Genomic DNA, 10,369 nt, shown 5'->3' on the forward strand with positions numbered 1-10,369 from the left:
GGCCCGATCGGCCGTCAACGGCCACAACCGCTTTCCTTCGCCACCCGCCAACACGATGCCGAGAACCTTGGGCTTGGGCATGGCGCCGACACTAGCCGCCACCGATGGCTTCCGCGCGTGGGACGCACCCGATCGGCGCACACGCGTGCCCACCCTGCGCCGGGCGGGGGGCGTGAGTAGATTCCCGGGCGTGCATACCGCCATCCTGACCCGCGAGTTCCCCCCCGACGTCTACGGCGGCGCCGGCGTCCACGTCGAGTACCTGGTCCGCGAACTGCGCAAGCTCATCGACGTCGATGTGCACTGCTTCGGGGACGACCGGCCCGGCGCGACCGGGCACCGACCGGCCCCCGACCTGGCCGGGGCGAACGCGGCGTTGACCACGCTGTCGGTCGACCTGTCGATGGTCGCGGCGACGGCCGGGGTCGAGCTGCTGCATTCGCACACCTGGTACGCCAACATGGCGGGCCACATCGGCAAGCTGCTGCACGGCATCCCGCACGTGGTGACCGCGCACTCGCTCGAACCGCACCGGCCGTGGAAGGCCGAGCAGCTGGGCGGCGGCTACCGGGTGTCCTCCTGGGCGGAGAAGACCGCCTACGAGTCGGCCGACGCGATCATCTCGGTCTCCAGCGGCATGCGCGGCGGCATCCTGGAGAGCTACCCGGCGCTGGACCCGGCCAAGGTGCACGTCATCCGCAACGGCATCGACACCGAGATCTACAGCAAGACCGACGAGCGCTCCCTGCTGACCGACAAGGGGGTCGACCTGGACGCCCCGATCGTCTCCTTCGTCGGCCGCATCACCCGGCAGAAGGGGGTCGGCCATCTGGTCGCGGCGACCCACCACTTCGATCCGGGCGTGCAGCTGGTGCTGTGCGCCGGTGCGCCGGACACCCCGGAGATCGCCGCCGAGACGGCCGAGGCGATCGCCACGCTGCAGGCGCAGCGGCCGGGCGTCTTCTGGTTCGACGGGATGCTGACCCTGCCCGAGGTCAAGCAGGTGCTCTCCGCGTCGACGGTGTTCGTCTGCCCCTCGGTCTACGAACCGTTGGGCATCGTCAACCTCGAGGCCATGGCCTGCGGCGCGGCCGTGGTCGCCAGTGACGTCGGCGGCATCCCCGAGGTCGTCGACAACGGCGAGACCGGCCTGCTGGTGCACTACGACGCCGAGCAGGGCGCGGTGTTCGAGCAGGATCTGGCCACCGCCGTCAACGACCTCGTGCGCGACCCCGCGCGCGCCGCCGCCTACGGGCAGGCCGGCCGCGACCGCGCGGTCAACGAGTTCTCCTGGACGGCGATCGCGGAGCAGACGGTCGAGCTGTACCGCCGGGTGCTCGGCGGCTGACCACGGATCGGAAACGGAACCGCCCGGGCGCCGTCACGGCGACCCGGGCGGTTCCACAAAAGAGCGGATCGCGGACCCGCTACTTGACCACGGCCTTGAGCGCGTCGCCCAACGCGGAGGCCTCGTCGGCCGAAATCTCCACGACCAGTCGTCCGCCGCCCTCGAGCGGAACGCGCATGACGATCCCGCGGCCCTCCTTGGTCACTTCGAGAGGACCATCCCCGGTCCGGGGCTTCATGGCCGCCATGTGCGACTCCCTCCAACACTCACCAGAAAACTGCGGACGGTACGGGCCAGACGGCCCCCCGTCCTTCCGCGATCATTCGCGGACGCTCCATTCTCCCCCATGATCGGTGGTGCGCCGAATCCAGGTCGACTCGTCCAAGGGTCGCTGCGGCGCGGGCCGAACCAGGAGCCGACCCCCGAAAGGACCCCGATGACCGAGCCGAACGGCGAGAATCCTGTCCTGGTCACCGATCGCGGCGCCGTCCGCACGGTGACGCTGAACCGGCCGGCGGCCTTCAACTCGTTCGATTCGGCGCTGAAGCAGGCGCTGCTCTCGGCGCTGGCCGGGGCGACGGATCCATCCGTCCGGGCGGTCGTGGTCACCGGAGCCGGCCGCGCGTTCTGCGCCGGTCAGGACCTCAAGGAGCATCTGGCCCTGGTCGCGGCCGGCGACGAGCGGGTCGGGCGCACCGTCGCCGAGTTCTACAACCCGGTGGTGAGGTCGCTGCAGAGCCTGCGCAAGCCGGTCCTCGCCGCGGTGAACGGGCCGGCCGCCGGGGCCGGCACCGGCCTCGCGCTGGCCTGCGACCTGCGGATCGCGGCGGCGTCGGCGACCTTCTCGATGGCCTTCGCCGGCGTCGGCCTGTCCGCCGACACCGGCGCGTCCTACCTGTTGCCCCGGTTCGTCGGCCAGGGCCGCGCCTCGACCATGATGCTGCTCGGCGAGAAGGTCGACGCCGCCGAGGCGCTGCGGATCGGGCTGGTGGATCGCGTGGTCGAGGATGCGGAGCTGCCGGGCGCGGTGGCCGGGCTCGCCGACCGGCTCGCCGCGGGACCGACCCAGGCGTACGGCTGGATCAAGGCGTCCCTGCACCATGCCGCGTCGTCCGACCTGGACTCGGCCCTGGCCTTCGAGGACCGCGCGCAGACGGCGTGTTTCGCCTCGCCCGATCATCACGAGGCGGTCGCCGCGTTCGTCCAGAAGCGGCCGCCGGTCTTCACCGGTCGCTGACCGGGCGGCCCACGGCCGTCCACCTGGTGCTCGGACGGCGGGCGGTGGGGTCGTTCTCGTGCCCGCGGCGGCGACCGGCGGGCCGCTCTCGTGCACCCGGTCCCGGCATCCCGGTCGAGCGGCCCGCGTCCCCCGGTCCGATCTCCGGGACGGGACCTGGCGTGCGGCGCCGAGGGGCCGCACGGGACGCCGCGGCGTAGCCTTGTCCGGTGGGACCGATGGGAGAGCTGGGCGCGCTGTTCAACCCCGGCATGCGTCATGAGCTCGAGGAACGTCGGGCCCGGGCCGCGCGCCGCGAGGAGGAGGGCAACGCCCGCGACGGCGACCTGCGGATCGATCTGGACTCCGGGGTCGCGGTCATCAACGCGCCCGGCGACGAGGACGCCGACGGACGGTCCGACGAGAGTGCGGTGACGACCGGGGTGACGAGCGGGTCGACCCGCGATGCGGGGGCGGCCCCCGACGACTCCCCGGCCGGCGGGTCCGCCCGGACCCGCGATGTTCCCGGCTCCGATTCCGGTGCGGCGCCCACCGGGGCGGACTCGGCGGAGTCCGACGACCCGGACGCACCCGCCGCCGCGGGTGGGCCGTCGGCCGATCCGTCAGCTGAGCCGGCCGCCGCGCCGCGGCGGCCGCGGGGCAAGCGCGCGAGGAGCGCCGGCCGGCGCTGATCCCCCCCGGCAGGCCGCAGCGGCGGCCGCGTCCGATCGGCGCGCAACCGGCCTCCGCCTGACGTCCGCCTGACGTCCGACAGGGGGGTATCCCGTCGGTGGCCGGTCCACGACCGTCTTCCGTGGCCGGCGGTGAGTCCTGGCGGTCGCTGCTGTCGGTGAGTCCTGGCGGTCGGTGCCGGCGGTGAGTCCTGGCGGTCGCTGCTGTCGGTGGGTCCCGGCGGTCGGTGCCGGCGGGTGGGGCGTCAGCTCGGCGTGGAGCCTGCGTCAGCTCGGAGTGGAGCCCGAGGCCGCCCGCCAGCAACCGGCCAGATGGTCGTCGACCATGCCGGTGGCCTGCATCAGGGCGTAGGCCGTGGTCGGGCCGACGAAGCGGAAGCCGCGGCGTTTGAGGTCCTTGGCCATCGCGGTGGACTCGGGGGTCACCGCGGCGACGTCACCGATCGTGGCCGGCCGGGCCCGCGGACCGGCCGGCGCGAACGACCAGAGCAGCGCGTCCAGACCCTGGTCGAGGTGAGCCGCGACCCGGGCGTTGTGGATCGACGCCTGGATCTTGGCCCGGTTGCGCACGATCGAGGGGTCGCCGAGCAGGCGCTCGACGTCGCGATCGTCGAAGGAGGCGACCGCCTCGATCCGGAACTCGGCGAAGGCCCGCCGGAAGCCCGGCCGCTTGCGGAGGATGGTCAGCCAGCTCAGCCCGGACTGGAACGCCTCCAGGCACATCCGCTCGTACAGGGCGTCGTCGCCGTGCAGGGGCACGCCCCATTCGGTGTCGTGATAGCCGACGTAGTCGGGCGTGCTGCCACCCCATCGACACCGGAGGCGGCCGTCGTCGCCGACGATCAGCCCGGTCTCGGCCGTCGACCCGACGGGACCCGGATCGGCGGCGGCCGCCGGGCCGACCGGGCCGGCCGTCGCGGTGGTCGCCGGTGTGGTCACCGGGCGACCGGCGGGCTCGCCGCCGTCCCGGCCGGTGGGAGGCGGTCCACCAAGGGCAGCTCCCCGCTGCGCAGCAGCCGACCCAGCCGGCGCAGGCAGGCGCCGAGGGCAGCCTGGGCCACCGGCCGGCCGACCAGGAACCCGATCCGGCCGAGCACGCCGAACGGCAACGTCAATTCGTTGGTCCAGGTGACCCGGCACCCACCGGCGGTCGGCGTCACCTGCATGATGCCCACCCCGCGCAGGAGATCGCCGTCCTTGGCGACGACCCACCGGTCGGGTGGCTCGTAGGCGGTCACGCGCATCGTGTCGAGGAACCCGACGCCGCCGACCCCGGTGAAGGCGGCGACCCGCGACCCCACCTGCGGCACCGGCGCCTCCGATTCCACCGGGTAGAGCCGGGTGGCGATCATCCAGCGCTCCTGCGCGGCCGGGTCGACCAGCGCGGCGAATGCCCGCTCCGCGCTCACTCCGGGCACGTCGACCGATGCGGTCACGACTGCGCTCACCACTGATCACCTCCGGTCGACGCCGACTCCGATTCCCGATCGGCCCGCCTCCGGGCCAGGTCGTCCGCCGGCACCGAGACCGGTTCGGTCTCCCGGTCCGCGCCCCGATCGGTACCCCGATCCGCGCCCCGATCCGCACCGGCGTCGGCATCCGGGCCGGGTGCGGGGCCCGCGCGGTCGGCCAGCTCGGCGCGCAGCCGATCCACCTCGCCGGCCATTCTTTCCAACGCCCAATCGACATCGCTCATGCGGTAGCCGCGCAGCGCCATCGCGAATCGCACCGAGCGCACATCCTCACCGGTCAGGCCCGCGTCGGGCAGTTCGGTGGGTGAGGTGCGGGGCGGCAGCGGGGCCATCTGCTCGCCGCGGCCGAAGACGAAGACGGCGAGCGCGAAGATCACACCGCCGATCACCGCGGCGATCACCAGGTATTGCAGAACCGTGGTCACGCTGACGTCCTCCCGGTGCGCCCCGCGGTGCCGCCCCGCGACGCTCGTTCGTTGCGACGATGGTGCCACGGTCTGTGCGCGGCCCCGCGCCGCCCGCACGCCCGGTGGTCCGGCCGGCGCCCGGGCGGCGTCACACCAGCCCCCGCCGCGGCGCCGCCGGGGGTCGGGTGCCGGCCACGCTGGCCGCCATCTCAACCACCCGCCGGGTCGACCTGACCTGATGAGCGCGCACGACCGCCGCACCCAGCCACACCGCGATCGCGGTGGCCGCCAGGGTCCCCTCCAGGCGCTGGTCGACCGGCAGGTCCAACGACTCCCCCACGAAATCCTTGTTGCTCAGCGCCATCAGCACCGGCCACCCGGTGGCCGTCAGCTCTCCCGTGCGGTGCACCAACTCCAGGCTGTGCCAGGTGTTCTTGCCGAAGTCGTGCGTCGGATCGATCAGCACCCCCTCGGGCGGGACGCCGAGGGCGACCATGCGGCGGGCGGCCCCCGTCGTCTGCTCGATCACGGCCGCGACCACATCCGGGTAGGCCACCCGGTACGGGTTGGTCCGCGGCGCCGCCCCACCGGTGTGCGAGCAGACGATGCCGGTGCCGAAGCGGGCGGCCACCTCGGCGAGGCCGGGGTCGGCGCCCGCCCAGGTGTCGTTGATCAGGTCGGCCCCGGCCTCGCAGGCGGCGACCGCGACGGTCGACCGCCACGTGTCGACGCTGATCGGCAGACCAGGGAAGGCCTCGCGCACCCGTGCCACGAACGGCACCACCCGGCGGATCTCCTCGATCTCGGTGACCTCCGCACCGACGCCGGCCTTGACCCCGCCGATGTCGACCAGATCGGCGCCCTCGTCGACCGCGCGCCGGACCGCGTCCATGGCCGCGTCCTCGGCGTAGGTCGCGCCGGCGTCGAAGAACGAATCCGGGGTGCGGTTGACGATGGCCATCACCGCCGCCCGGTCGGTCGGCAGCGGGCGGCCGCGCAGGATCACCGGCGGATGGCCGCGACCGGCCGCGGACGCGCTCACGATCGACCGGCCGGCGCCACCGTGCGGGCCGCGATGAGGTCGGCAATGCCGGTGGCATCGAGCAGATCGGCCGGGGCCACGGTGCTCCCCGCCCGGACGTAGTGGAACGCGGCGCGAACCTGGTCCAGAGGCAGCGCCAGCAGCTCGGCGATGGCCAGTCGGTAGCAGGCCAGCTGGACCGCGGCCGGCTCCTGCCGGTCCGGCGGCCGCCCGGTCTTCCAGTCGACCACCGTCACACCGCCGTCCGGATCGGCGAAGATGGCATCCACCCGGCCCCGCACTCCCATCCCCGCGATCCGCGTCGCGAACGGCACCTCGACGTCCACCGGCACCCGGTCGGCCCAGGCCGACTCGAGGAACCGGCGTTTGAGCAGTTCCAGTTCCGGATCCTCGCCGACCCAGGCGTCCCCGGCCCCGGGCAGATCACGGAGATCCAGCAGGGCGTCTCCGCGGAAACGGTGCTCGAGCCACGCATGGAACTCCGATCCCCGGCGGAGCCGACCCGACGGCTCGGCGGGCAGCGGACGGCTCAGCCGCCGGGCGAGTTCGGCCGGGTCGTCGGCCAGCTCGACCAGGGACGTCACCGTGATGGTGCCCGGCAGGTCGACGTCGAGCACCGGACCGCTGCGGGCGGCCCGTTCGGTCAGCAACGTGGTCACGTCGGCAGACCACCCGAAGGGGTCCGGGTCCGGAGCTGCTCGCGTGGCCGGACCGGGCGGCGGCGCGTCGAGGTCGGTCGGACGGACCACGTCGACGCGACGGGCACCGACGGCGGCATCCCCGTGGTCGGTCCGGTCGGCCAGGACGGTCAGGGCATCGACGACGCGGGCGGCCCCGGCCTGCACGGCGTCGCGGCGGCGGCCGAGCGGATCGACCGGCCACGTCGCGGTCCGCGGCGGCAGAACCGCGGCCTCCTGCGGGTCGGGCGCGTCCGCCCACTCGTCGGGCTCGGCGACCGAGCGGGCCCACTGGGCACATTCGAGGAGGAAGTCGCTCGGGCCGGCCGGCTTGGCGGTGCCCGGGCCCCAGTGGTGACCGGAAAACAGCAACGTCCGCTCGGTGCGGGTGAGCGCCACGTAGAGCAGCCGCCGCTCCTCGGTCAGCCGCAGGTCGCCGAAGTCGGCGGTGTGGGCCGTCAGCGCGTCGGCCAGGTCCTTCTGGGTGCCGTCCGCGGGCAGGTCGAGCTGAGGCAGGTCGATCCGGTCCCCCCGCAACTGGGGCGGCAACTGCGCCGGATCACCCAGCCAGGTGCTGCCGCGGGTGATCGGGAAGACGCCGGCCGTCAGATGCGGCACCGCCACGATCTCCCATTCCAGGCCCTTGGCCGCGTGCACCGTGAGCACCTGGACCCGTCCGGACGGCTGCGGCACCTCCCCCGGCGTCAACCCGTCCTCCCGCTCCGCCGCCGCGTCGAGGTAGTCCAACAACTCGGCCGGTCCCGCCCCGGTGGCGGCGACCTCGGCCACCACCGCCCCGAAGGCATCCAGGTGGGCCCGGGCGGCCGGACCGGCCACCAGGGCCTCCACGTCGAGCAGGCTGACCCGCTCGAGATCGGCGATGAGGTCGGGCAGCGGCTGGGCCACCCGCGCGCGCAGCCGGGCCAGCTGACCGGCGAACCGCAGCAGTCGCCGGTACCCGCGCGGGGAGTACCCCTCGGCCGGGCCGGGGTCAGCGGCGGCGTCGACCAGCGACCAGGTGTCGATGTCCTCCACCGGCAGCGCCGCGGACACCGCGGCGCGCACACCGGCCGCCGCGGCACTGCCGGCTGCATCGCCGGACACACGGTCGCCGGACACACGGTCGCCCGAGGATCCGACGGCGGACGATCCGGCGGCGGACGATCCGGTCCCGCCCGGCGGACCCGGGCTGGGCCGATCCGCCACCGCGCCGTCCGGGGGCCCTGCACCCGGGCCGGGGTCGCGGCCGGCCGCACCGCTCGCCGCGGGGTCGGTGGCGGTGGCGATCGCCGGTGCGGCCAGTTCGCGGGCCCGGGCGGCCAACGCTTCGAGGTCGGCGGCGCCGAGCTGCCAGCGGGCTCCGGTGAGCAGCCGGATGACGGCCGATCCCGCAGTCGGGTCGACCAGGATGCGCAGGGTGGCCACCAGATCGGCGATCTCCGGCTCGTCGAGCAGCCCGCCGAGCCCGACCACCTCCACCGGCAGCCCGGCGGACCGCAGGGCGTCGGCCGTGTCCGCCATGTCACTGCGCCGGCGGACCAGCACCGCGGTCGTCGGCGGTTCGGCGGCCGCCCCGTCCTGCTGCCGGGCGCGTTCCCAGAACCCGGCGATGGCGCCGGCGAGCCAGGCGTTCTCCTGCGCCGCCGTGGCGAACAGGCCGTACCGGATCTCACCGACGGGCGCGCCGGGAGCGGGCCGGAGTTCGCCGACCTCGACCGCCCCGCCACCGCGCACCGGCGCGGAGATCTCGTTGGCCAGGCCGAGCACCGCGGCCGGGTTGCGGAAACTGGTCAGCAGTGGCCGCACCCCGGAAGGCCGCCCGGAGGCCAGCGGGAAGTCGGTGACGAACCGTGGCAGGTTCGACGCCGAGGCCCCGCGCCACGAGTAGATCGACTGGACCGGATCGCCCACGGCCGTCACCGGGTGGCCGCCCCGCGGCGACCCGGACGCCGGGCCCTCGCCGGCCCCCTGCGCCACGCCGGCCCCGAACAGTCCCCTGAGAATGACCCGCTGCGCATGCCCGGTGTCCTGGTACTCGTCGAGCAGCACCACCCGGTACCGGTCCCGCATGGCCGCGGCGATCCGCGGGTGATCGCGGACGAGGTCAGCGGCGAGCTGCATCTGATCGGCGAAGTCGACCACGCCCTGCTCGCGTTTGGCCCGGACGTAGGCCTGGACCAGCGGAAGGATCCACTGACGGTCCTGCAGGCGCTTGACCGGACCGGTCAGGCCGCTGTGCAGCGGCTGCCGTTGCCGGGGCCCGGGCGGCGCGGACCGCAACCGGGCCAGCACGGTCGACAGTTCGTCGGACAGCGCCTCGACGTCGGTCAGGTGGTCGGCCAACGCGGAGGAGATGGCGAGCAGCCGTTCGGTGACCTGGTCCGGTCCGAGATCGGTGAGCAGGTCGGCGTCCCACCGGCCGACGACCCGCCGGGCCAGCTGCCAGGCACCGGTCGGAGTGAGGACCCGGGCCGCGGGTTCCACCCCGGCGAGCGGACCGAAATCGGCGATCAGCCGGCCGCCGAACGCGTGGTAGGTGCTGACGTCCGGGTCGCCGACCAGAGTGCCGGCATCCACCGGCGCGACCCCCGTTCGGGCGGACGGCAGCATGGCCAGCCGCCGGCGGATCCGCTGGGAGAGGGCAGCGGCGGCCTTGCGGGTGAAGGTGAGCCCGAGCACCTGTTCGGGCCGGACCTGACCGGTGGCGACGAGGTAGACGACCCGGGCCGCCATCGTCTCGGTCTTGCCCGAGCCCGCCCCCGCGACGACCAACCCGGGCACCAGCGGCGCCTCGATCACCGCGGCCTGCTCCGGGGTGGGCGCGGGCAGCCCGAGCGCGTGCGCCAGCTCGATCGCCGTGATCATCGGGTCACCTGCCGACCCGAGGGTTGGAGAGGGCAGCTCGACCGGACCGGGCAGCGCTCGCAGCTTCGGTTCTCCACCGCGATGCTGTGCGGGGCGGCCAGGAACTCGGCCGCCTGCCGCAGTTGCTCGATCCAGAACTGGCCGGCGGCTTCGTCCAGTGCCGGCTGCCGTCGCACGGTGGGCGTGCCCGAGCGCAGATACACCAGCTCGGCGCCGCCGGGCCGGTCCGCGACGGGGCCGTCGCCGTCGCCCTCGCCGTCGCCGTCGCCGTCGCCGTCGAGCCGGGTTTCGGGGCCGGCTGCCCTGCCCGCCTCGCCGGGCCGGTCGTCGGCGGTGCCGCCCGGATGACCGGTCTCGCCGGACAGCCGGCGGCCGGCCCCCAACGACCGCGCGAGCTGGTACACGGCCAGCTGGGCGTGCTGCTCGACGGCGGCCCGCGACGGCACGGTGGCCCCGGTCTTGAAATCGACGATGATCAGGCTTCCGTCGGGCGCCCGATCGATCCGGTCCGCCCGACCCTTGACCCGTACCGGCCGGGCCGGCCCAGCGGGCCGGATCGGCGGCGGCGGGCGGCGGGCGTGCCCCGCGGCGGGCGCGGGGGCGCCCAAGACCACCGTGGCACCCGGTGCCTCCGGCGGGGGGGCCCCCCC

General features: G+C 74.6%; 11 protein-coding genes. 3 read left to right on the forward strand and 8 right to left on the reverse strand.

Annotated features, from left to right (window positions below; genetic code table 11):
• The coding region (locus ACOJUF_RS08335; RefSeq protein ID WP_420121402.1) for a sugar phosphate nucleotidyltransferase at nt 1-81 on the reverse strand (81 nt) is incomplete at its 3' end.
• Nucleotides 82-190: 109 nt separating this feature from the next.
• On the opposite strand from ACOJUF_RS08335, the gene glgA reads away from it, so the two are divergent.
• On the forward strand, nt 191-1,348 hold the full coding sequence (glgA, locus tag ACOJUF_RS08340; RefSeq protein WP_420121396.1) for a glycogen synthase: 1,158 nt from the start codon (nt 191-193) through the stop codon (nt 1,346-1,348).
• Nucleotides 1,349-1,427: 79 nt separating this feature from the next.
• Here glgA and ACOJUF_RS08345 read toward each other — a convergent pair whose 3' ends face one another.
• The gene (locus tag ACOJUF_RS08345) at nt 1,428-1,595 is read right to left on the reverse strand and encodes a DUF3117 domain-containing protein (protein ID WP_395725657.1); all 168 of its coding nucleotides are present in this window, start codon (nt 1,593-1,595) and stop codon (nt 1,428-1,430) included.
• Nucleotides 1,596-1,784: 189 nt separating this feature from the next.
• Between ACOJUF_RS08345 and ACOJUF_RS08350 the strand changes: the two genes are divergently transcribed.
• Both ACOJUF_RS08350 and ACOJUF_RS08355 read left to right on the forward strand, forming a co-directional pair.
• On the forward strand, nt 1,785-2,585 hold the full coding sequence (locus ACOJUF_RS08350; RefSeq protein ID WP_420121397.1) for an enoyl-CoA hydratase-related protein: 801 nt from the start codon (nt 1,785-1,787) through the stop codon (nt 2,583-2,585).
• A 218-nt stretch (nt 2,586-2,803) separates the two neighbouring features.
• Nucleotides 2,804-3,256, forward strand: a complete 453-nt coding sequence (locus tag ACOJUF_RS08355) for a DUF6191 domain-containing protein (protein ID WP_420121403.1) — start codon at nt 2,804-2,806, stop codon at nt 3,254-3,256.
• Between the two features lie 267 nt (nt 3,257-3,523).
• Here ACOJUF_RS08355 and ACOJUF_RS08360 read toward each other — a convergent pair whose 3' ends face one another.
• The 6 genes from ACOJUF_RS08360 to ACOJUF_RS08385 all read right to left on the reverse strand — a co-directional run.
• Nucleotides 3,524-4,102 (reverse strand): DNA-3-methyladenine glycosylase I, encoded by a 579-nt coding sequence (locus ACOJUF_RS08360; RefSeq protein WP_420121404.1) that lies wholly within the window; start codon nt 4,100-4,102, stop codon nt 3,524-3,526.
• 89 nt (nt 4,103-4,191) lie between these two features.
• A complete protein-coding gene (locus ACOJUF_RS08365; protein WP_420121398.1) occupies nt 4,192-4,704 on the reverse strand; it encodes an SRPBCC family protein in 513 nt (170 codons plus the stop codon).
• Complete coding sequence (locus ACOJUF_RS08370) at nt 4,701-5,153, reverse strand: DivIVA domain-containing protein (protein WP_420121399.1); 453 nt, start codon at nt 5,151-5,153, stop codon at nt 4,701-4,703. The genes ACOJUF_RS08365 and ACOJUF_RS08370 overlap by 4 nt, the downstream gene beginning before the upstream one ends.
• A 130-nt stretch (nt 5,154-5,283) precedes the next feature.
• Nucleotides 5,284-6,096: a dihydropteroate synthase gene (folP, locus tag ACOJUF_RS08375; protein WP_420121405.1), complete on the reverse strand. Its 813-nt coding sequence runs from the start codon at nt 6,094-6,096 to the stop codon at nt 5,284-5,286.
• Between the two features lie 77 nt (nt 6,097-6,173).
• Nucleotides 6,174-9,719, reverse strand: a complete 3,546-nt coding sequence (locus tag ACOJUF_RS08380; RefSeq protein ID WP_420121400.1) for an ATP-dependent helicase — start codon at nt 9,717-9,719, stop codon at nt 6,174-6,176.
• Nucleotides 9,716-10,369 (reverse strand): RecB family exonuclease (locus ACOJUF_RS08385; protein ID WP_420121401.1); only part of this gene is annotated, 654 nt, incomplete at its 5' end. The genes ACOJUF_RS08380 and ACOJUF_RS08385, both read right to left, overlap by 4 nt.

The organism is Nakamurella sp., from assembly GCF_048594475.1.
GTDB lineage: Bacteria > Actinomycetota > Actinomycetes > Mycobacteriales > Nakamurellaceae > Nakamurella.